We start from the raw sequence: 19,842 nt of genomic DNA on the forward strand, positions 1-19,842 counted from the left end.
CGGTCACGGGGTGACCCGTACGGTGACGGTCCACTCCTGGACGCCCTTGCAGGAGATCTGGCCGGGCCCGGTGGCGACCGCGCACAGCGGACGGGACGCGGTCAGCCGGGCCGTCCCGGCCGCCACCGCGTCGTAGGCGGCGACGGCGTCGCCGGGCAGGACGACGATGCCCGCGTTGGCGGGTTTCAGCACGTCGCCCGTGGCGGCGACGGTCGACCAGGGGCGTTTCGCGGTGCCGTCGAGGTTCAGGCGGAGCTGCCCGCCGACGGCCAGGCAGACGGTGCGGCCGTCGTCGGCGGTGGTGAGCTCGGCGGGCGCGGACGCAGCGCAGTCCCGGTCGCCGGCCGGCGAGGACGGGGAAGACGGCGGGGCCGGCGAGGACGGCGGTGCCGCGCCACCGTCGCTCTCGGTGCCGCAGCCGGCGAAGGCGAGCGTCAGCACCGCCAGGGCGAGGGTCGTGGAACGGGTCGTACGGCGCATGGAGGCCTCCTCTCCCCCTTCGACGTACCACCCGTACGTCCGGATCCGTGCCGGACGTACGGGTGACGGGGAGACCGGCCCCGGCCCTCAGCCCCCGGGCGCCGGGCGCCGGGCGCCGGGCCTCAGCCCACGGCCGTCGGCCCGCGCGCCCCGGGCCTGTCCTAGGCCCAGAGCTGGCCCTGCAGGGTCTCGATGGCCTCCTCGGTGGTGGCCGCCGTGTAGACGCCGGTGGAGAGGTACTTCCAGCCGCCGTCCGCGACGACGAACGCGATGTCCGCGCTCTCCCCCGCCTTGACGGCCTTCCTGCCGACGCCGATCGCGGCGTGCAGTGCGGCGCCGGTGGAGACGCCGGCGAAGATGCCCTCCTGCTGGAGGAGTTCCCGGGTGCGGGTCACGGCGTCCGCCGAGCCGACCGAGAAGCGGGTGGTGAGGACGGAGGCGTCGTACAGCTCCGGTACGAATCCCTCGTCGAGGTTGCGCAGGCCGTACACCAGGTCGTCGTAGCGCGGCTCGGCGGCGACGATCTTCACGTCGGGCTTGTGCTCGCGCAGGTAGCGGCCCACGCCCATGAGGGTGCCGGTGGTGCCGAGGCCCGCCACGAAGTGGGTGATCGACGGGAGGTCGGCGAGGATCTCCGGGCCGGTCGTCGCGTAGTGGGCGCCGGCGTTGTCCGGGTTGCCGTACTGGTAGAGCATCACCCAGTCGGGGTGCTCGGCGGCGAGCTCCTTGGCGACGCGTACGGCGGTGTTGGAGCCGCCCGCGGCCGGTGAGGAGATGATCTCGGCGCCCCACATCGCGAGCAGGTCCCGGCGCTCCTGCGAGGTGTTCTCGGGCATCACGCACACGATGCGGTAGCCCTTGAGCTTGGCCGCCATGGCGAGGGAGATGCCGGTGTTGCCGGAGGTCGGCTCCAGGATCGTGCAGCCCGGCGTCAGACGGCCGTCCTTCTCCGCCTGCTCGATCATGTACAGGGCGGGGCGGTCCTTGACCGAGCCGGTGGGGTTGCGGTCCTCCAGCTTCGCCCAGATACGGACGTCGGGGGACGGCGACAGCCGCGGCAGGCGCACCAGAGGGGTGTTGCCCACCGCGGCCAGCGGGGAGTCGTAACGCATGATCGGGTCTGCCGGCCTAGGCCATGCCGCCGGCCACGGCCGGCAGGATCGTCACGGTGTCGCCGTCGGCGAGCTTGGTGTTGATGCCGTCTACGAAGCGGACGTCCTCGTCGTTCAGGTAGACGTTGACGAAGCGGCGCAGCTGGCCGCCGTCCACGATGCGGGCGTGGATGCCCGCATGCCGGGTCTCGAGGTCGGTGAACAGGTCGGCGAGGGTGTCACCGCTGCCCTCCACCGCCTTCTGACCGTCGGTGTACTGGCGGAGGATGGTCGGGATGCGGACCTCGATGGCCATGGCTCAGGGCTCCTGTCGGGAGGTGGTGTGGGCAGCGCGGGATACGTGCGTGTGAGACAGCGCCGCGGCTCACGGCCGTACGGCGAGCAAGGGCCTGCGTCAACAGATGGCGCTGGCGAGCCTGCACAGGTCGACGTGCAGCCGCGCCACGAGCAGTGCGCCCGGCGTCCTCACGCTCACGTCGTTCAAAACCATGGGCTCATCGTATCGATTCCCGTCCCGCCTCCCGGAATGTGATCCCATATGGCGGACGGAACCGGGCCACCCAGTGAGACCGGACAGGTCGGGGCGGTCAGGCGGACCGCCGTCGGACCAGTCGGGTCGGCACCACCACGGAGGCCTCGGGGCCGGTGTGTTCGAACAGCAGCCGGGCCATGCGGCGGCCCATCTCCCCGACGTCCTGGTGGACGGTGGTCAGGGGCGGGTCGGTGGTCTCGGCGATGGAGGTCAGGTCGTCGAAGCCGACGACTGCCACGTCCTCGGGCACCCGCCGGCCGCGCTCGCGCAGGGTCTGCAGGGCTCCGGAGGCCATGAAGTCCGAGGCGACGAAGACGGCGTCGAGGTCCGGGCAGCGGTCCAGCAGGGCGGCCATCGCGTCGGCGCCGCCCTGACGGCTGTAGTCGGCCCGCTCGACGAGGTGGGACGAGGCGTCCGGCAGGACGTCCCGGTAGCCGGCGAGGCGGTCGGCGGCGGAGTTCTCCTGGTCGTAGGGCCCGGCGACGGTGGCGATGCGGCGGCGGCCGAGGGAGACGAGGTGGCGGACGGCCTGGCGCGCTCCCCCGCGGTTGTCGCCGTCGACGTAGGCGTGTCCGGGGACGGTGTCGCCGTCCCGCAGCAGCGGGCGGCCGCCGAAGACGGCGGGGATGTCGAGCCGGCCGATCATCGTGTGGAGCAGGTCGCCGGGGCGCAGCGAGAACAGCACGGCGCCGTCGACATGGCCGCCGCCGAGGTAGTCGGCCACCCTGACCCGGTCGTCCGGTTCCTCCAGGAAGAGCAGGACCGCCTGGGCGCCGTGCTCGGCGAGTTCGCGGCGCACCCCGCGCAGCAGGAGGTCGAAGAACGGGTCGAGGAAGAGCCGGCCCTCCGGCGGGGTCGCGACGACCGCGATGGCGTTGGTGCGGCGGGTGACCAGTTGCCGGGCGGCCTGGTTGGGGACGTACCCCAGCGCGTCGATCACCGCACGGACCCGGGCGACGACCTCGGCGCTGACCCGGGCCTCTCCGTTGACCACCCGCGACACGGTCGACCTCGACACCCCGGCCCGCCGGGCCACGTCCTCGAGGGTGGGCCGCCGTAAGTTCGCCGTCGTCCGCTGCGTCAACACCGTCTCCGTGGGGTCCCGTTGTGGAAGCGCTTGCCGGAAACGGTAGCCGAGACGGCCGTGCGGATCAGTAGGCCTCGACGACCCGCACGTCCTCCTCCGTCACCACGCCGTCCACGATCCGGAAGGAGCGGAACTGGAAGTCGCCCAGGCCGTCGGTGTCGGCGGTGGAGACGAGGACGTAGTGGGCGGCGGGCTCGTTGGCGTAGGAGATGTCGGTGCGCGAGGGGTGGGCCTCGGTCGCGGTGTGGGAGTGGTAGATGACCACCGGCTCCTCGTCGCGGTCGTCCATCTCGCGGTACAGCTTGAACAGGTCCCCGGAGTCGAACTCGTAGAACGTGGGCGACATGGCCGCGTTCAGCATCGGGATGAAGCGCTCGGGGCGGTCCGATCCGGCCGGGCCCGCGATGACGCCGCACGCCTCGTCGGGGTGGTCCTTGCGCGCGTGCGCGACGATCTGGTCGTACAGGGCCTGGGTGATGGTCAGCATGCTGGTCAGGATAAGCAGAGGGGCCGCCCCGTACCGAAGTGCGGTACGGGGCGGCCCGTATGCCGGACGTCCTGAGCGGCTGCCACGGCGGGGCGCCACGAGTGCTCCGTGCGGCCGGACGTCCTGGGGGAGGATCAGCCGATCTTCTCCAGCTCCGGCTCGCGACGGCTCGCGACCTCCGGGTTGCGGCCCTTGAGCACGGCCCAGCCGACGCCGAGCGCGGCGGCCCAGCCGGCCATCACGTACAGGCAGACGCGGGAGTCGGCGTCGTAGGCGATCAGACCCGTGACGAAGAGCAGGAACACGATGGCGATCCAGCTGCACACCGAGCCGCCCGGCGCCGGGAAGGACGAGGCGGGCAGGCGGCCCGCGACGACCGCGCGGCGGTAGAGGACGTGGCTGATCAGGATCATCAGCCAGGTCCAGATGCCGGCCGCGGTGGCGACGGAGGTGACGTAGGCGAAGGCCTTCTCCGGGACGACGTAGTTCAGGACCACGCCGATGCCCATGAAGAGGACCGAGACCGTGATGCCGAAGGCCGGGGTCTTCGTCGAGGACAGCTTCCTGAAGGCGCCGGGGGCCTCGCCGCTGTCCGCCAGGGTCCGCAGCATGCGGCCGGTGGAGTACATGCCCGAGTTGCAGGAGGACAGGGCCGCGGTGAGCACGACGAAGTTGACGATGCCGGCGCCCGCCGGGATGCCGATCCTGGCGAAGGCCTCGACGAAGGGGGAGACACCGGGGGCGAACTCGGTCCACTTCACGACGCAGAGGATGACGGTGAGCGCGCCGACGTAGAACAGCGCGATGCGCCACGGGAGGGTGTTGATGGCCTTGGGGAGCGTCTTCTCGGGGTTCTCCGACTCGCCCGCGGTGACGCCGACCAGCTCGACGGCGAGGTAGGCGAACATCACGCCCTGCAGGGTCATCAGGGAGGAGCCGATGCCCTTGGGGAAGAAGCCGTCGAACTGGTAGAGGTTCGCGACCGACGCCGTGTCACCGGCGCTGCTGAAGCCGAAGGTGAGCACGCCCAGGCCGATCACGATCATGCCGATCAGGGCGGTGACCTTGACCATCGAGAACCAGAACTCCAGCTCGCCGAAGAGCTTCACGGAGATCAGGTTGACCCCGAAGAGGATCACCAGGAAGACCAGCGCGGTGACCCACCGCGGGATGTCCGGGAACCAGTAGTTGACGTAGATCGCGGCGGCCGTGAGCTCGGCCATGCCGGTGACGACCCACATCAGCCAGTACGTCCAGCCGGTGAAGTAGCCGAAGAACGGGCCGAGGAACTCACGGGAGTACTCCGCGAAGGAGCCCGAGACCGGGCGGTACAGGAGCAGCTCGCCGAGCGCTCGCATGATGAAGAAGACGATCGCGCCCGCGAGGGCGTACATGAGGATGAGGCTGGGACCGGCCTTGGCGATGTTCGCGCCGGCGCCCAGGAACAGGCCGACGCCGATCGCGCCGCCGATCGCGATCATCTGGACCTGGCGGCTGCCGAGGCCGCGCTCGTACCCCTCTTCGGACTCTGCGGAGGTCTTCTCCGTGTCGACCTGAGCGGAGGTCATGGTGTGGTGCGCCTTTCTCCATGCCGACCCGGGCCTCTCGTCGGCCTCGGACCGGGTTTCGATCCCCCCGGATTGATGGAGCTGGGCGGGCTGCGCGAGCCCGCCCGTGCCTGGCCGACGATGGTCGGCTCGGTGGCGCACCCGGCGGAACATACGGGTGGTGTTCGCCGGGCGGTCGTGAAGATTTATCACGGCTGAAATATTGATCGCCCGGCGCGGGAGTGGCGCACGACACAGGGAGAAGGGGATGAATGAGACACAAAGAGGACACTCCCGGCCGTCGCGTTGATGCGATCGTTATCCGGATTTGAGCGTCCTCTGAGCGAACACAAGGCGCCCGCACAACGGGCACGAAAACGGCACAGACTACGGCAGAAGGGTGGTCACGAGGGTTTCCTGGAGTCCGCCCAGCCACAGGTACGCCATCACCATCGGCTTGCGCGGGTCGTCGTCGGGAAGCCGGTAGAGGACGTCGGTGTCCTCCTCGTCGGCGATCTCCAGCCGGGCCCCGATCGCCAGCCGCAGGTCGTTGAGCGCGCCGAGCCACTGCCGGGACTCGCGCGGCGCCAGCTCGAGCACCGCGCCGCCGGCGGCGGCCGCCTCGGAGGCCAGCGCGTCCAGCGAGCGGATCACCGCGAGGGCGTTGTCGCGCTTGCCGGCCCGCAGGTCGTTCTCGGTGTAGCGGCGGAACTCGGCGGAGTGCTCCTTCTGCTCGTCCGCCTGCTTCGGCTCCGGGGTGCCCTCCGGGTCGGTGTAGGCGTCCGGGAACAGGCGGCGCAGGACGGGGTCGGCGGGGGGCTCGCTCGGCCCCTCGGCGAAGAGCTCGGCGAGCGGGTCGTCAGGGGCGTCCCCGGCGGGTCCGGGGCCGATCAGCTCCAGGAGCTGCACGGCCAGCGACCGGATGATCGAGATCTCGACGTCGTCGAGCGCGACGGCCGCGCCGCCGCCGGGGAGCGGTTCGAAGTGTCCAGGCATCAGTGAGGAGGCTACTTCCGGTCCTGCTGGAGGGTGGCCCACAGTCCGTAGCCGTGCATGGCCTGCACGTCGCGTTCCATCTCCTCGCGAGAGCCGCTGGAGACGACCGCCCGGCCCTTGTGGTGGACGTCGAGCATGAGCTTGGTGGCCTTGTCCTTGGAGTAGCCGAAGTACGTCTGGAAGACGTACGTCACATAGCTCATGAGGTTGACCGGGTCGTTGTGGACGATCGTGACCCAGGGGACGTCCGGCTCGGGGACGGCGAAGACCTCCTCCGCCGACTCGGTGCGTTCGATCTCTAGGGGAGCGGGTGACGTCACAAGGCCCATGCTGCCACGAGCCCTACAAATCGTCACACTGACGCAAAGGGGTGTAGCATCCTTGCCATGAACACAGCGGACCTTGGGCTGCCGGTGGACGTCCCCTCCACGGCGCTCTTCACGGACCAGTACGAGCTGACGATGCTGCAGGCCGCCCTGAAGGCCGGAACGGCCGAGCGGCGCAGCGTGTTCGAGGTCTTCACCCGGCGGCTGCCGGAGGGACGGCGCTACGGTGTCGTCGCGGGCACCGGGCGGGTCCTGGACGCCGTCGAGAACTTCCGCTTCGACGCCGGCGTCCTGCGCTTCCTGCGCGAGCGGGGCATCGTCGACGTGGAGACGCTGGACTGGCTGGCCGGCTACCGGTTCTCGGGTGACATCTGGGGCTACCCGGAGGGCGAGGTCTACTTCCCCGGCTCCCCGGTGATGCGAGTGGAGGGCACCTTCGCCGAGTGCGTGCTCCTGGAGACCGTGATCCTGTCCATCCTCAACCACGACTCCGCGATCGCCGCGGCCGCCTCCCGGATGTCCTCCGCCGCGGGAGAGAGGCCGCTGATCGAGATGGGCGCCCGCCGCACCCATGAGCTGGCCGCGGTCGCCGCAGCCCGCGCCGCGTACATCGGCGGCTTCACCACCACCTCCGACCTGGCCGCGGGCTTCCGCTACGGCATCCCGACGGTGGGCACGAGCGCCCACGCCTTCACCCTGCTGCACGACAGCGAGCGGGACGCCTTCCGGGCCCAGGTGGACTCCCTCGGCCGGGGCACCACCCTGCTCGTCGACACCTACGACGTCGCCGAGGCCGTCCGGATGGCGGTGGAGGTGGCCGGGCCCGAACTGGGCGCGGTCCGTATCGACTCCGGCGATCTGCTCCTCGTCGCGCACCGGGTGCGCCAGCAGCTGGACGAGCTGGGGGCGACGGACACACGGATCATCGTCACCTCCGACCTCGACGAGTACGCCATCGCCTCGCTGGCCGCGGCACCCGTGGACGCGTACGGCGTCGGGACGCAGCTGGTGACCGGGTCCGGGCACCCGACCTGCTCGATGGTCTACAAACTGGTCGCCCGCGCCGAGTCCGCCGATCCGAAGGCCCCCCTGGTGCCGGTGGCGAAGAAGTCGTCCGGCGGCAAGACGTCCGTCGGCGGTCGCAAGTGGGCGGCGCGGCGGCCGGACGCGGACGGGGTCGCGGAGGCCGAGGTGATCGGCACCGGCCCGGTGCCGGCCTCGCTGGCCGACCGCCTGCTGCTGGTGGAGCTGGTCAAGGGGGGCGCGACGGTCGCCCGCGAGCCCCTGGACGTCGTACGCGACCGGCACGCGGCGGCCCGCGCCAACCTGCCGCTGTCCGCCACCCAGCTCTCCCGCGGCGAGCCCGTCCTGCCGACCGAGTACCTCCAGGACCGCTAGGGGGTGGGGCCCCCGCGCCCGGCACTGTCGCCCGGCCCGGAAAATCTCTAGGCTTGCTTACTTCACCCTCCCTCGGGCTCGAAAGAGCCGGGGGACCCCCGTCGAAGGACACCGACCATGCGCCGCGCCTTGATCGTCGTAGACGTGCAGAACGACTTCTGCGAGGGGGGCAGCCTCGCGGTGGCCGGGGGTGCCGATGTCGCCGCCGCGATCACCGAGCTGATCGGGCAGGCCCCCGCCGGGTACCGGCATGTCGTGGCCACCCGCGACCACCACATCGCACCCGGCGGCCACTTCGCCGACAACCCCGACTACGTCCACTCCTGGCCCGCGCACTGCGTCGCCGGCACGGAGGGGGTCGGGTTCCACCCGAACTTCGCCCCGGCGGTCGCCTCCGGCGCCATCGACGCCGTCTTCGACAAGGGCGCCTACGCGGCCGCGTACAGCGCCTTCGAGGGCGCCGACGAGAACGGCGTCAAGCTGGGCGACTGGCTGCGGGCCCGACAGATCGACGAGGTGGACGTGGTCGGCATCGCCACCGACCACTGCGTCCGGGCCACCGCCCTGGACGCGGCCCGCGAGGGCTTCCGCACCCAGGTCCTGCTCGACCTCACGGCCGGAGTCGCCGCGGAGACGACCGAGCGGGCCCTGGAGGAGCTGCGCGAGGCCGGGGTGGAGCTGACCGGGAAGCCGGTCGTGCACTGAGCCCTCCGGGAGCGGCCGGCCAGGGCCTGCTGCGAAAGTGGCGCCGCCGCCCGGAGTGCGGCCGCGCGGCGCCGTGCGGCCCCTCCCTAGGCTGCCGCGCCTCTCAGCAGTGACCTGATCGGCCGCCACAGTTCCGGGGCCGTCACCGGGGTGAGCGCCGCGTCCTGGGCCGCGCGCCATATCAGGCCGTCCGGGTGGTGCAGTACGGCCGTGATCTCGTCCGGCGTCGGCGGCGCCCCGTTGCCGCGGAGGTAGACCGCGCGCAGACCGAGGTTGCGCAGCCGGGTCAGGGCCCGCGCACGGTTCTGGGCATGGACGAGGACCCGTACGCCCGAGGAGTCCGGGTGGGCGGGGCTGGGGAGGTTCAGGGCCACCACCACTCTGCCGTTCGGCAGCTTGCAGAACCCTCCTGCGGCCATGCGGTCACACCCCCGTGCGAGTCGGTGTCGAGGTCGGCGTCAATAAGGGAAACACAGGAGGCACCTAAACACGATCGGCGGCAACCCGCCAGGGGTTGCCGCCGATACGCTTCTGACCTGCGATTACGCCGACTACTTCGCCGACGGGCCGACCTTGACCGTGACCGTCGAACCGCTCAGCGGCTCGCTGACGATCTTGATCGAGGTGTCGGTGTCAGTGATCTTGACGCCCGCGAGCGGGTTCGACGCGTCGTAGTACGTCGACCTGCCGTCGTCGAAGACCGGGACGCCCGGACGGGACTTGATCTTGGTCGCGACGTCCGCCTTGTGCAGCGTGATCGCGTCCGTCGGGTACCAGCTGAAGGTGGAGTCGAAGGCCTGGATGCGGTTGCGCATCAGGGTGCCGTCGGACCACTTCAGCGGGGTCGGGTGCGAGTCGACCGGGAGGATCAGGCCCTCACCCGGGTGGGCGCTGGTGTTGTCGTCCGCCTGGGAGGTGTCCCACTTCCAGATCAGCAGACCGTTCTGGTACGCGTAGTGCTCCACCCAGTCCGGACGGGTCGTCGAGAAGCCGTAGTTGTACGGGCCGACCTTGAGGGTCTTGTCGTACGACACGTACTGGCGGTTCTCGGCGATGTAGTACTGCGCGTAGTCGTCCGTGATGGACGCGCCGATGCGGGAGAAGCCGTTCGCCGTCCAGGCCGCGTCGGCGGTCTCCGCGTTGTCGGAGAACAGGGTCGCGCCGTCGGCGGTCACCGTGATCTGGTCGGCCGCGAAGCCCTTCTGGGCCACGCCGCCGTCGGTGGCGTAGCGGAAGCGCAGGCTGATCTGCTTGCCGGCGTAGGCGTCCAGCGGGAACGTCAGCTTCTGGTAGGCGGCCACCGTGCCGGTGAGGGCGGGCTTGTCGCTGCCGTCACGCGGGATGGCGGTGCCGTCGGCCAGGGTGCCGTCGATCGGCGTGTAGCTGGCGCCGCCGTCGGTGGAGACCTCGGTGTACAGGTAGTCGTAGTCCTGCTCGATGTCCCACCAGCCGTCGAGCGTCAGGGACGCCGCCGACTTGCCGGTCAGGTCGACCGTGCGGGTCAGCGTGTTGCGCAGGTCGTCGCCGCTGCCGCTCCACCACTGCGTGGCACCCTGCGCCGGGGCGACCACCTCGGTCGTGACCGTCTTCTCCGGCAGCTGGACCACGAGGGCCTGCGGGTTCTTGGTGTTGTACTCCGCGACGCCCAGCTTGTGCGTGGACTTCTTGCCGGCCGCCGCGACGTCGTAGTCCAGCCAGCCCAGCTGCAGCTTGTCCCAGGCGTTCATGTCGCCGGGGAGGTCGCCGATGGACTCCTTGCCGGTGCCCAGCCAGGAACCGGAGGACATCAGGGTCCAGAAGCCGGTGGAGTTCTCGCCGCCGCCGGTGGTGTCGTACTCGTCGGGCAGGCCGAGGTCGTGGCCGTACTCGTGGGCGAAGACGCCCAGGCCGCCGTTCTCCGGCTGGATGGTGTAGTCGCCGACCCAGATGCCCGTGTCGCCGATCTGCGTGCCGCCGAGCTTGTTGGTGTCCGGGCCGGTGGCGCCGGCGTCGGTGCCGAAGGCGTACCAGCGGTGCGCCCAGATGGCGTCCTCGCCCTGTGCGCCGCCGCCCGCGGACTCGTCCTCGCCGGCGTGCACGATCTGGAAGTGGTCGATGTAGCCGTCGGCCTCGTTGAAGTCGCCGTCGCCGTCGTGGTCGTAGCGGTCCCACTGGTCGAACTCGGCCAGCTCCGCCTTGATCTCGGCGGCCGTGTCACCGGCGGCCTCGCGCTCGGCGACCCAGGCGTTGACACCGTCCTGAACGGCGTACCAGGCGCCGGTGGGGGCGTCGTTGGAGCCGTAACGGGCCTCGTTGTAGGGGACCTTGACCCAGTCGGTCACTGCGCCCTCGACCGAGTAGCGGCCCGAGGACTGCTTCTCGTAGTACTTCTTCAGCGACTCGGTCTTCTTGCCGGTGCCGAAGTACAGCTCCTCGAAGTGCGCCTGGTCGTAGTCCGCCTGCCAGGCCGTGGAGTTGTCCTTCGCGCGGTCCGGCGCGGCTATCTGGTTGTGCAGCGGGCCGACGGTGCCGCCGTAGCGGCTGTCGATCTGGTCGCCGAACTCGACCAGGATGGTGAAGATCTTGTCGGTCTTCTCGCGGCCGAGCTCGACGTACTTGCTGTCGCCCTTGCGGCTGTCGAGCCTGACCACCTTCGAGCCGTCACGGTCCTTGACCGTGGCCTCGCCGGATATGACCTGCTTGAGGGCCTCCTCGCGCTGCGCCTCCTGCGTCTTGCTGAGCGGGCCGTCGAAGTCGTGCTCCTTGGCCTTGGCCGGCTGCGGGTCCTGCCGGTCCACCGCCGCCGCTCCCGCCGCACTGCCCTCGGCGGCCTGCGCCACGGCGAACGTCGTGAACGTCGCCGAGGCCGCCGCGAGGGCGACGACCGTCGCGGCCGTCCTGAACGTCCAGGATCTACTGGTCACTTGATGTCCTCCCACTCACGCGCCCGTCCGCGCGGAAGGGGGTCCCCTGTCAAGGAAAATCCGCGCGCGGTTATACGCGTGTAGTCAAGTGACGCCATTTGACTACTGGTTTACGAGAAAAAACAGACCTTGACTTGGACAGATCAAGTGCATTAATGAGAGCCGGTGTTCGCATTGCGGACACATGACCGTAACGTGACCGGCCGCCGGCGGGTTCGAACGGGCGCGCGGGACAGTCCACTTGCTGGACGCCATGACTCCGTGCGCCCCCTGTGCACCGGCACCGTGGGTTAGGTCACGCTTACCGTTCGTTCCGCTCGGGCATGCAGCCGATAGAGTCGAGATCTCCCCCGCTTCCGAGGACACGATTGCCATGCCTCGTCCGACTGTCGCACAGCTCACGTACGGTTCCTGCACCGTCATCTTCTCGACGCTCGCCATGCTGCTGCTGTCACAGACGAGTTCGGGACCCGGGATCGCGGTCGTCGCCGTCGCCGCGCTCGCGCTCGGCGTGCTCGTCGCGCTGACGGTGCCGGTGACGCGGTCGTCGCCCGCCCCCGTGGCCCCGCAGCAGCCGGCGGCGCCCGAGCCGGTGCCCGTACCCGCCTCCGTCGCCGCGGCGTCCGGCGCACCCGAGCCCGTCCGGGAACCCACGGCGCCCTGAACGACCCGGTGGAGGGCCCGTGCCGTGCGGCGCGGGCCCTCCACCGTGCCGTGGCCCGCCCGCCGGTGTGTCAGGTCGTGCTGACCACCACCGTCTTGGCCGCCTTGTCGTGCAGGCCCTGCTTGTAGGGCTTGTCGAAGAAGCTCCAGCCGCCCGCGATCGCGGTCCAGACGCAGGCGCAGCAGAACGCGAACGGAACCCACAGCACCAGGGCGCGGATCAGCGAGGTCTGCACGGAGGGCGTGGAGCCGTCGTCCAGGTTGGCGACCCGCATCCCGAACCACTTCTTGCCGAGGGTCTGGCCGGTGCGGGCGATCAGGATCGTGTCGTACGCGACGTAGAGGACGACCGTGATGACCTCGCGTCCGAAGGTCTTGCCGAACTCGATCTCGTCGGCGTCGACGGTGTACTGGTCGACGCGGAAGGCCCACACCAGCAGCGCCACCACGATGTACACGAGGACCATGTCGATGATCCGGGCGAGCGTGCGCTTGCCGCTGTCGGCGAGCGGGGCCATACCGGCGAGCGGATCGGGCGGGTAGCCGCCGTACGCGTCACCGCCCTGGCCCCCGTAGGGGCCGCCGCCCGCGTAGGGGCCGCCGCCCCCCGAGTAGGGCGGGGGCGGTTCCCCGTCGTACGGGCTGTCGTACGGCGAGCCGCCCCGGCCCTGGCCGGACGAGGGCGGCGGGCCCTGCGGGGGCTCCTGCGGCGGCTCCCGCGGGGGCTGTTTCCGGAGCGGGTCCTCCTCCGGCGGGCCGCCGGAGCCGGGGGGCGGTTCGGTGGTCATGGCCCGAGTGGAACCCGCGGCCCGGGGCGCCGCATCCGGCGAGCGGCCGTACGGGTGTCGCCGCGGGGGCGTGGCGGCGGCGGTCGGCGGCGGCTGGTCCGAGCAGCAGCCGCCGCCGGGTGCGCCCCTACGGCTGTCAGCCCGCCACGAACGTGTGGGCGGCCTTGTCGTGCCAGCACTGCCGCCACGGCTTGTCGAACAGCCCCCATACGACGCCCACGACACCGATCAGGAGCAGCCCGGGCACGCTGTAGACCAGCCAGCGGCGCAGGGCGGCCCCGAAGGACGGGGGCTCGTGACCCTCGATGTCCCGGACCTCCAGACCGAGCAGCTTCTTGCCCAGGGTGCGCCCCCACCGGGCGGTGGGCACGGCCTCGTACACGATCCCGAAGACGAGGAGGACCGCGAGGACGATGCCGAGGTAGACGGAGGTGGTGCCGTCGAGCAGCCACACGGTGACGGTCTGCCCGGTGAGCTCGGCCTCGTCGATCTTGTCGTTGACGTGGTCGACGGCCTTCAGACCGAGCGGCACGGCCGCGGCGGAGGTGACGGCGGCGAGGACCAGCGTGTCGACGAGCCGGGCGGCGAACCGCTTCCCGAGCCCGGCCGGCCGGGCGGCCGCCTGCCGGCGCGCGGCGGCCTGGAAGATGTCCTCCACGGGCGGCTTCCAGGGCGCGGGCTGCTCGTCGGCCCCCGCCAGCCGGTGCACCTGCTGGGCCCACGAGGACTGCCCGCCGCCCGGACCGGCGGCCATGGGCGTGGACGCGGAGGCGGGCGCGGGTGCCGGGGCGGGTGCCGGAACGGACTGCTGCGGGACGCTCTGCGCGGCCTGCGGGGCCCCGGACAGACCACCGGTCTGCCCGGCGGCGGGCGGGAATCCCACGGGACCCTGCTGGGCGGGGCCCTGGAGTCCGGGGGTGCCCTGCGCCTGGGCCGCCTGAGCGGCGGCCGCCCGCTCGGCGGCGGCCTTGCCCGCGGCGAATCCCGGCTTGGCGGTGGCGGGAGCGGGGTGGGCGGGGGCCGCCGCGTCCGCGCCGCCCGGAGCCGTGCCGGGTCCCGCCGGACTCCCGCCGCCCGCGCGCGGGTTCGGGGGGCCGAACGTCATCGTGCTCGGGTCGGGGGCGGTGCCTGCGGGCGAGCCCGCGGCCGCGTCCCTGGAGGTGGGGCGGCGGAAGACGAACGTGCCGCCCGACGCCACGTCACCCGCGCCGGCCTCCGGCTCCGCCGGGGGGATCGTCGCCGTACCGTCCGTGCTGGCCGACCGGCCGTCGGGCTGGGCCGGAGCCGCCGGACCCGGAACCCCGGGCCGCTCCGCGGACCCCGGCTGGGGACCGCCGGTCAGCCGGGATCGCGGATCGGCGTCGGGTGCCGCGCCCCAGGAGATCCGGCGGTCCTGGTCGCCGCCGAAGCCGGACTGGTGGGAGCGGTCGGCGCCCCAGGCCGAGGCGGGCTCGGGGCGGCCGCCGCCGTACTGCTGCGCCGGGTCGGGGTCCTCGTCGAAGAAGTGCGGGCCGGTCTCCTCCACGGGCGACGCCGGAGGGGTGAGCGGCGCGCCGTCCGACGGGGCCGGGCGGCTGGTGCCCGGTACCCAGGCGGAGCCGTTCCAGTACCGGACATATCCGGGAATGGACGGGTCCGGGTAATACCCCTCGCGGGGCCTGTCGTCGCCGGGTGCCGGGGTTGGGGCGCTCATGTCCGTCGTCCCGTATCTGCTCGGAGGTGGGATGGGGGCATCCACATCTATCAGACGGACGCAACCCCCACCGCCACTCCCGCCGTACCCGCCCCTTTCCGGGCAACCCCGTGCACTCCCTTCACACGTTCGGAACCGTCCGCCGCGGGTTCAGCCGTCGGAACTCGCGAAAAAAGTTCGGCGAACCCGCGTAATACTCCGCATCCCTCGCGCTCTCTCCCTCCGTACACATCCGTACCGAGAGGAGAACGACCATGCATCACACCGTGGTGGAGCGCGAGCTGGAGCTGAAGCTGATCCTGTCGCCGGAGCGCAGCATCCCCGTCCCGGCCCGGCTGGGCTACCGGGTCGACGACCCGTTCGCCGTGCACGTCACCTTCCACATCGACTCCGCGCACCCCGTGCACTGGACCTTCGCCCGCGAACTGCTGGTGGAGGGGGTGTTCCGGCCGTGCGGGAACGGGGACGTACGGGTGTGGCCGACGAAGGCGGAGGGACGCAGCGTCGTGCTGATGGCGCTCAGCTCTCCCGGCGGCGAGGCCCTCCTTCAGGCTCCGGCCGCCCAGGTCTCGGCCTGGCTGGAGCGGACGCTGCGGGTGGTGCCCCCGGGGTGGGAGGGCGAGCGGCTCGGTCTCGACGAGGGGCTGGCCGAGTTGCTCGCGCCCACCCCGGCGGACGATCCGTGGCTGCGCGAACCGTGGCCGGCGGACGAGGCGAAGGAGGGTGAGTGAGCCGTCCGTGTCCGGGAACCTCAGAACAGCTTGCCCGGGTTGAGGATCCCCAGCGGGTCGAACACCTGCTTGACCGCCCGTTGCATCTCCACCCCCACCGGGCCGATCTCGCGCGCCAGCCACTCCTTCTTCAGGACGCCCACGCCGTGTTCGCCGGTGATCGTGCCGCCGAGCTCCAGGCCGAGGGCCATGATCTCGTCGAAGGACTCGCGGGCACGGCGGCACTCGTCGGGATCCTGCGCGTCGAAGCAGACGGTGGGATGCGTGTTGCCGTCGCCGGCGTGGGCGACGACCCCGATGGTCAGCCGGTGCCTCTCCGCGATGCGCTCCACGCCCTCGATCATGTCGCCGAGCCGCGACCGGGGCACGCAGACGTCGTCGATCATCGTCGTGCCCTTGACGGCCTCCAGGGCGACGAGCGACGACCGGCGGGCCTGCAGCAGGAGTTCGGACTCCGTCGCGTCGTCCGCGGGGACCACCTGGGTGGCGCCCGCCTCCTCGCACAGCGCCCCCACGGCGGCGAGGTCGGCGGCCGGGTCGGAGGTGTCGAAGGCGGCCAGCAGAAGGGCCTCGGTCGACTCCGGCAGGCCCATGCGCGAGAGGTCGTTGACCGCCTTGACCGTCGTACGGTCCATCAGCTCCAGCAGGGACGGCACATGCCCGCCCGCCATGATCCGGCACACCGCGTCGCAGGCGGCGGCCGCCGAGGCGAACTCCGCCGCCAGCACCAGCTGCCGGGGCGGCTGCGGCCTGAGGGCCAGGACGGCCCGTACGACGATGCCGAGCGAGCCCTCGGAGCCCACGAACAGGCGGGTCAGGTCGTAGCCGGCGACGCCCTTCGCGGTACGGCGCCCGGTGGACATCAGCCGTCCGTCGGCCAGCACCACGTCGAGCCCCAGGACGTACTCGGCCGTCACCCCGTACTTCACACAGCACAGGCCGCCCGAGGCCGTGCCGATGTTGCCGCCGATGGTGCACATCTCCCAGCTGGAGGGGTCGGGCGGGTAGCACAGGCCGTGGTCGCCCACCGCGCGGGAGAGTACGGCGTTGACGACGCCCGGTTCGACGACGGCGATGCGGTCGACCGGGTTGATCTCCAGGATCCGGTCCATCTTCGTCAGCGACAGCACGATGCAGCCGTCGGTCGCGTTGGCGCCGCCGGACAGACCGGTGCGGGCGCCCTGCGGGACGACCGGGACGCGTAGCCCGGTCGCGGTGCGCATGACGTGCTGGACCTGTTCGACCGTGCGCGGCAGCACCACGACGGCCGGGCTGCCGGCCGGACAGAAGCTCGCCATGTCGTTGGCGTACGAGACGGTGACGTCCGGGTCGGTGAGGACGGCGTCGGCGGGCAGGCCGGCGAGCAGACGGTCGACGAGGTTGCCCGTGACCTCGTCGCGTGGCGCTTCGATACGGCTCATGATCACAGGTTCGCACCCGGGGCCATCGGTGTGAACCCCGTCCCCGGCGGCCGTCACCTGCCCGGGTGCGGTGCGGGCGCTGCCGCACAGTGAGCGCCATGGACAGCGTCGTACCGAAGGAAGAGAACACGGGCGAAGAGGACGTGACGGAAGCGAGCGCCGTTGAAGAGGGCGCCGGCGGCGAGGGCGCCGGCGGCGAGGGCGCCGGCGGCGAGGGCGCCGGTGACGGGGGTGCCGTGGAGGGGAACGCCGGTGGGAAGGACACCGCCCCCGCACCGCGAGAGGCTTCCCGGACCGCCCCCTGGTACCGGCGGCGGGCGCCGGTCTGCTCGCTCGTCGGGGCCCTCGTGCTGGCCGGCGGGGCGGTGCTGCTGTGTCTGCCCGGGGAGCGGGCGGGACGCGGGACGGCGTCGGCACCGGCTCCCGGGGCTCTGGCGCACGCGGCGGTGGGGGCGGGGGTGCCGGCCGCGCTGCCCGGGCTGAAGGTGCTCATCGACCAGCGCGAGAGCCGGGTGCGGGAACATCCCCGGGACGCCGGGTCGTGGGCGGTGCTCGGCGCGGCCTACCTGGAGCAGGGGCGGCGCACCGCCGGGGCGGACGTCCTCTACCCGAAGGCCGAGCGCGCGCTGCGCACCTCGCTGAAGGTGCGCCCGAAGGACAACCCCGAGGCCCTCGACGGACTCGCCGCGCTGGCCAACGCGCGCCGGGACTTCCGGACGGCGCTGGCCCGGGCGGAGGACGCGCGCCGGCGGGCCCCGGCGCGCTGGACGACGTATGCGCAGCTCATCGACGCGTACACGGGCCTCGGCGACTACAAGAAGGCCGGCCGGGCGCTGGAGCGGCTGAGGGAGCTGCGGTCCGGGCCGGCCGTGCTGGCGCGGGCGGCCGGCGTGTACTGGGAGCAGGGCCGGCGGGAGGACGCGCAGGCCGCGCTGGCCGACGCGGCGGCCGGGGCCTCCTCCCCCGCCGAGGAGGCCGCCTGGCTGGAGCGGGCCGGGCAGCTGGCCTGGGAGCGCGGCGAGCGGGAGGACGCGCTGCGGCACTTCCGGGCGGCCCTGCGGCGGGACCCGGACCAGCGGGCCGCGCAGGCGGGCCGGGGACGGGCGCTGGCGGCGCTGGGCCGGAGCGCGCAGGCGCTGACCGCGTACCGGGCGGCGCTGGAAGGGCAGCCGCTGCCGCAGTACGCGCTCGAACTGGGCGAACTGTACGAGTCGTTGGGGCGGACGTCGGCGGCCAGGGCGCAGTACGGCCTGGTGCGCGAGCGGGTGCGCGCGGACGCGGCGGGCGGGGTGGACGGGGAGCTGGTGCTCGGTCTGACGGAGGCGGACCACGGTGATCCGGCGTCGGCGGTACGGCGGTTGCGGGCGGAGTGGCGGCGCCAGCCGGGCATCGCGGTCGCGGACGCGCTGGGCTGGGCGCTGCACCGGACCGGTGACGACGAGGAGGCGCTGCGGTTCGCCGCGATCGCCACCGACCGGGTGCACGGCGGCGCGGTGTTCAGCGCGTCGTACGCGTACCACCGGGGCATGATCGAGCGGGGCCTGAAGCGGACCGCGTCCGCCCGCCGTCATCTGCGGGAGGCGCTGGAGATCAACCCGTACTTCTCCCCGCTGCACGCGCGTGCGGCGCGGGCCGCCCTCAAGGCCCTGGGCGAGCCCGCGGACGTGCCGCTGCCCGCACCGCCCCCGTCCGGGTGAGCGCGCCGGCCGACGACGTCTGCGCTGGCGGCGGTGGGCGCCCCCGCGGTCCGCGGGGGCGCGCCCGGCCGCCTACAGGTTGCCCCGCTTCGCCTGCTCGCGCTCGATCGCCTCGAACAGGGCCTTGAAGTTGCCCTTGCCGAAGCCCATCGAGCCGTGGCGTTCGATGATCTCGAAGAACACGGTGGGACGGTCCTGGACCGGCTTGGTGAAGATCTGCAGCAGGTATCCGTCCTCGTCGCGGTCGGCGAGGATCTTCAGCTCGCGCAGGGTCTCCACGGGCACCCGGGTGTCGCCGACCCACTCGCCGAGGGTGTCGTAGTAGGAGTCCGGGGTGTCGAGGAACTGCACCCCGGCCGCGCGCATGGTGCGCACCGTCGCGACGATGTCGTTGGTGTTGAGCGCGATGTGCTGGACGCCCGCGCCCCCGTAGAACTCCAGGTACTCGTCGATCTGGGACTTCTTCTTGGCGACGGCGGGCTCGTTGATCGGGAACTTGACCTTGAGCGTGCCGTCCGCGACGACCTTGGACATCAGGGCGGAGTACTCGGTGGCGATGTCGTCGCCCACGAACTCCTTCATGTTCGTGAAGCCCATGACCTTGTTGTAGAAGCCGACCCACTCGTTCATCCGGCCGAGCTCGACGTTGCCGACGCAGTGGTCGATCGCCTGGAAGGTGCGCTGGGCGGGCGGTGCGACGATCGGGTCCGCGGCCACGTAACCGGGCAGATAGGGGCCGTCGTAGCCGGAGCGGTCGACCAGGGTGTGACGGGTCTCGCCGTAGGTGGCGATCGCGGCGAGGACGACCGTGCCGTGCTCGTCCTTCAGCTCGTAGGGCTCGGCGACCGAGCGGGCGCCGTGCTCGATCGCGTAGGCGTACGCGGCGCGGGCGTCGGGGACCTCGATGGCGAGGTCGATCACGCCGTCGCCGTGCTCGGCCACGTGCCGGTCGAGGAAGTGGCCCCAGGTGGTGGTGGGCTTGACGACGGAGGTGAGGACGAAACGGGCCGAGCCGTTGGTGAGCACGTACGACGCGGTCTCGCGGCTGCCGGTCTCCGGGCCGCTGTACGCGACCAGCTTCATGCCGAAGGCGGTGGAGTAGTAGTGCGCCGCCTGTTTGGCGTTGCCCACGGCGAAGACGACCGCGTCCATTCCCTTGACCGGGAAGGGGTCGGCCTGCCGGGCGGTGTCGGGAGCGTGGTGTGTGGTCTGCGTCATAGCGGAAGCCTCACTCCGGGGCGCAAGGTGCGCAACAGTTCGCTGTAGGGCTGGGCAA

20 protein-coding genes are annotated in these 19,842 nt (G+C 71.9%); 5 read left to right on the forward strand and 15 right to left on the reverse strand.

Going from position 1 to position 19,842, the window contains the following annotated elements:
- Nucleotides 1-3: 3 nt before the first annotated feature.
- The 9 genes from ACFY30_RS35365 to clpS form a co-directional block, all read right to left on the reverse strand.
- Nucleotides 4-480 (reverse strand): hypothetical protein, encoded by a 477-nt coding sequence (locus ACFY30_RS35365; protein ID WP_390849231.1) that lies wholly within the window; start codon nucleotides 478-480, stop codon nucleotides 4-6.
- 161 nt (nucleotides 481-641) lie between these two features.
- A complete protein-coding gene (locus ACFY30_RS35370; RefSeq protein ID WP_390849232.1) occupies nucleotides 642-1,592 on the reverse strand; it encodes a PLP-dependent cysteine synthase family protein in 951 nt (316 codons plus the stop codon).
- Between the two features lie 16 nt (nucleotides 1,593-1,608).
- Nucleotides 1,609-1,887 (reverse strand): MoaD/ThiS family protein, encoded by a 279-nt coding sequence (locus tag ACFY30_RS35375; protein WP_390849233.1) that lies wholly within the window; start codon nucleotides 1,885-1,887, stop codon nucleotides 1,609-1,611.
- A gap of 99 nt (nucleotides 1,888-1,986) precedes the next feature.
- Nucleotides 1,987-2,082 carry a putative leader peptide gene (locus ACFY30_RS35380; RefSeq protein ID WP_390849234.1) on the reverse strand — a complete coding sequence of 32 codons (96 nt, stop codon included), beginning with the start codon at nucleotides 2,080-2,082 and terminating at the stop codon, nucleotides 1,987-1,989.
- Between the two features lie 97 nt (nucleotides 2,083-2,179).
- Nucleotides 2,180-3,208 carry a LacI family DNA-binding transcriptional regulator gene (locus tag ACFY30_RS35385; protein WP_390849235.1) on the reverse strand — a complete coding sequence of 343 codons (1,029 nt, stop codon included), beginning with the start codon at nucleotides 3,206-3,208 and terminating at the stop codon, nucleotides 2,180-2,182.
- 67 nt (nucleotides 3,209-3,275) lie between these two features.
- Nucleotides 3,276-3,698, reverse strand: a complete 423-nt coding sequence (locus ACFY30_RS35390) for a Mov34/MPN/PAD-1 family protein (RefSeq protein ID WP_390660192.1) — start codon at nucleotides 3,696-3,698, stop codon at nucleotides 3,276-3,278.
- Nucleotides 3,699-3,832: 134 nt separating this feature from the next.
- On the reverse strand, nucleotides 3,833-5,266 hold the full coding sequence (locus ACFY30_RS35395) for an amino acid permease (RefSeq protein WP_390849236.1): 1,434 nt from the start codon (nucleotides 5,264-5,266) through the stop codon (nucleotides 3,833-3,835).
- 366 nt (nucleotides 5,267-5,632) lie between these two features.
- Nucleotides 5,633-6,241 carry a DUF2017 domain-containing protein gene (locus tag ACFY30_RS35400; protein ID WP_390849237.1) on the reverse strand — a complete coding sequence of 203 codons (609 nt, stop codon included), beginning with the start codon at nucleotides 6,239-6,241 and terminating at the stop codon, nucleotides 5,633-5,635.
- 11 nt (nucleotides 6,242-6,252) lie between these two features.
- Complete coding sequence (clpS, locus tag ACFY30_RS35405; RefSeq protein WP_327320744.1) at nucleotides 6,253-6,570, reverse strand: ATP-dependent Clp protease adapter ClpS; 318 nt, start codon at nucleotides 6,568-6,570, stop codon at nucleotides 6,253-6,255.
- 57 nt (nucleotides 6,571-6,627) lie between these two features.
- On the opposite strand from clpS, the gene ACFY30_RS35410 reads away from it, so the two are divergent.
- Both ACFY30_RS35410 and ACFY30_RS35415 read left to right on the forward strand, forming a co-directional pair.
- Nucleotides 6,628-7,965, forward strand: a complete 1,338-nt coding sequence (locus ACFY30_RS35410) for a nicotinate phosphoribosyltransferase (protein WP_390849238.1) — start codon at nucleotides 6,628-6,630, stop codon at nucleotides 7,963-7,965.
- A gap of 117 nt (nucleotides 7,966-8,082) precedes the next feature.
- Nucleotides 8,083-8,670, forward strand: a complete 588-nt coding sequence (locus tag ACFY30_RS35415) for an isochorismatase family protein (RefSeq protein WP_390849239.1) — start codon at nucleotides 8,083-8,085, stop codon at nucleotides 8,668-8,670.
- A gap of 86 nt (nucleotides 8,671-8,756) precedes the next feature.
- Here ACFY30_RS35415 and ACFY30_RS35420 read toward each other — a convergent pair whose 3' ends face one another.
- A complete protein-coding gene (locus tag ACFY30_RS35420) occupies nucleotides 8,757-9,089 on the reverse strand; it encodes a hypothetical protein (RefSeq protein WP_390849240.1) in 333 nt (110 codons plus the stop codon).
- Nucleotides 9,090-9,221: 132 nt separating this feature from the next.
- The gene (locus ACFY30_RS35425; RefSeq protein WP_390849241.1) at nucleotides 9,222-11,573 is read right to left on the reverse strand and encodes an immune inhibitor A domain-containing protein; all 2,352 of its coding nucleotides are present in this window, start codon (nucleotides 11,571-11,573) and stop codon (nucleotides 9,222-9,224) included.
- A 373-nt stretch (nucleotides 11,574-11,946) separates the two neighbouring features.
- Here ACFY30_RS35425 and ACFY30_RS35430 point away from each other — a divergent pair, with 373 nt between their 5' ends.
- A complete protein-coding gene (locus ACFY30_RS35430) occupies nucleotides 11,947-12,237 on the forward strand; it encodes a hypothetical protein (RefSeq protein WP_390660199.1) in 291 nt (96 codons plus the stop codon).
- 70 nt (nucleotides 12,238-12,307) lie between these two features.
- Here the strand turns inward: ACFY30_RS35430 and ACFY30_RS35435 are convergent, their stop codons facing one another.
- Nucleotides 12,308-13,024 (reverse strand): RDD family protein, encoded by a 717-nt coding sequence (locus tag ACFY30_RS35435; protein WP_390849242.1) that lies wholly within the window; start codon nucleotides 13,022-13,024, stop codon nucleotides 12,308-12,310.
- 136 nt (nucleotides 13,025-13,160) lie between these two features.
- Nucleotides 13,161-14,717 (reverse strand): RDD family protein, encoded by a 1,557-nt coding sequence (locus tag ACFY30_RS35440; protein ID WP_390849243.1) that lies wholly within the window; start codon nucleotides 14,715-14,717, stop codon nucleotides 13,161-13,163.
- A 254-nt stretch (nucleotides 14,718-14,971) separates the two neighbouring features.
- Here ACFY30_RS35440 and ACFY30_RS35445 point away from each other — a divergent pair, with 254 nt between their 5' ends.
- Nucleotides 14,972-15,448, forward strand: coding sequence for an SsgA family sporulation/cell division regulator (locus tag ACFY30_RS35445; protein ID WP_390849244.1), 477 nt, complete (start codon nucleotides 14,972-14,974; stop codon nucleotides 15,446-15,448).
- Nucleotides 15,449-15,468: 20 nt separating this feature from the next.
- On the opposite strand, the gene ACFY30_RS35450 is transcribed toward ACFY30_RS35445, so the two are convergent.
- Nucleotides 15,469-16,875, reverse strand: a complete 1,407-nt coding sequence (locus ACFY30_RS35450) for an FAD-binding oxidoreductase (RefSeq protein WP_390849245.1) — start codon at nucleotides 16,873-16,875, stop codon at nucleotides 15,469-15,471.
- A gap of 92 nt (nucleotides 16,876-16,967) precedes the next feature.
- Between ACFY30_RS35450 and ACFY30_RS35455 the strand changes: the two genes are divergently transcribed.
- A complete protein-coding gene (locus ACFY30_RS35455) occupies nucleotides 16,968-18,566 on the forward strand; it encodes a tetratricopeptide repeat protein (protein ID WP_390849246.1) in 1,599 nt (532 codons plus the stop codon).
- A gap of 72 nt (nucleotides 18,567-18,638) precedes the next feature.
- Here the strand turns inward: ACFY30_RS35455 and hppD are convergent, their stop codons facing one another.
- The gene (gene hppD / locus ACFY30_RS35460) at nucleotides 18,639-19,784 is read right to left on the reverse strand and encodes a 4-hydroxyphenylpyruvate dioxygenase (RefSeq protein WP_390849247.1); all 1,146 of its coding nucleotides are present in this window, start codon (nucleotides 19,782-19,784) and stop codon (nucleotides 18,639-18,641) included.
- Nucleotides 19,785-19,842 lie beyond the last annotated feature (58 nt).

Origin of the sequence: Streptomyces sp. NPDC000345 (assembly GCF_042898825.1) — a bacterium.
Lineage (GTDB): Bacteria > Actinomycetota > Actinomycetes > Streptomycetales > Streptomycetaceae > Streptomyces.

What these genes read in the sequence shown, in the direction of transcription:
- ACFY30_RS35365 (WP_390849231.1), bottom strand. Translation starts at nt 480, where the DNA reads ATGCGCCGTACGACCCGTTCCACGACCCTCGCCCTGGCGGTGCTGACG.
- ACFY30_RS35370 (WP_390849232.1), bottom strand. Translation starts at nt 1,592, where the DNA reads ATGCGTTACGACTCCCCGCTGGCCGCGGTGGGCAACACCCCTCTGGTG.
- ACFY30_RS35375 (WP_390849233.1), bottom strand. Translation starts at nt 1,887, where the DNA reads ATGGCCATCGAGGTCCGCATCCCGACCATCCTCCGCCAGTACACCGAC.
- ACFY30_RS35380 (WP_390849234.1), bottom strand. Translation starts at nt 2,082, where the DNA reads ATGGTTTTGAACGACGTGAGCGTGAGGACGCCGGGCGCACTGCTCGTG.
- ACFY30_RS35390 (WP_390660192.1), bottom strand. Translation starts at nt 3,698, where the DNA reads ATGCTGACCATCACCCAGGCCCTGTACGACCAGATCGTCGCGCACGCG.
- ACFY30_RS35395 (WP_390849236.1), bottom strand. Translation starts at nt 5,266, where the DNA reads ATGACCTCCGCTCAGGTCGACACGGAGAAGACCTCCGCAGAGTCCGAA.
- ACFY30_RS35400 (WP_390849237.1), bottom strand. Translation starts at nt 6,241, where the DNA reads ATGCCTGGACACTTCGAACCGCTCCCCGGCGGCGGCGCGGCCGTCGCG.
- clpS (WP_327320744.1), bottom strand. Translation starts at nt 6,570, where the DNA reads ATGGGCCTTGTGACGTCACCCGCTCCCCTAGAGATCGAACGCACCGAG.
- ACFY30_RS35410 (WP_390849238.1), top strand. Translation starts at nt 6,628, where the DNA reads ATGAACACAGCGGACCTTGGGCTGCCGGTGGACGTCCCCTCCACGGCG.
- ACFY30_RS35415 (WP_390849239.1), top strand. Translation starts at nt 8,083, where the DNA reads ATGCGCCGCGCCTTGATCGTCGTAGACGTGCAGAACGACTTCTGCGAG.
- ACFY30_RS35420 (WP_390849240.1), bottom strand. Translation starts at nt 9,089, where the DNA reads ATGGCCGCAGGAGGGTTCTGCAAGCTGCCGAACGGCAGAGTGGTGGTG.
- ACFY30_RS35430 (WP_390660199.1), top strand. Translation starts at nt 11,947, where the DNA reads ATGCCTCGTCCGACTGTCGCACAGCTCACGTACGGTTCCTGCACCGTC.
- ACFY30_RS35435 (WP_390849242.1), bottom strand. Translation starts at nt 13,024, where the DNA reads ATGACCACCGAACCGCCCCCCGGCTCCGGCGGCCCGCCGGAGGAGGAC.
- ACFY30_RS35440 (WP_390849243.1), bottom strand. Translation starts at nt 14,717, where the DNA reads ATGAGCGCCCCAACCCCGGCACCCGGCGACGACAGGCCCCGCGAGGGG.
- ACFY30_RS35445 (WP_390849244.1), top strand. Translation starts at nt 14,972, where the DNA reads ATGCATCACACCGTGGTGGAGCGCGAGCTGGAGCTGAAGCTGATCCTG.
- ACFY30_RS35455 (WP_390849246.1), top strand. Translation starts at nt 16,968, where the DNA reads ATGGACAGCGTCGTACCGAAGGAAGAGAACACGGGCGAAGAGGACGTG.
- hppD (WP_390849247.1), bottom strand. Translation starts at nt 19,784, where the DNA reads ATGACGCAGACCACACACCACGCTCCCGACACCGCCCGGCAGGCCGAC.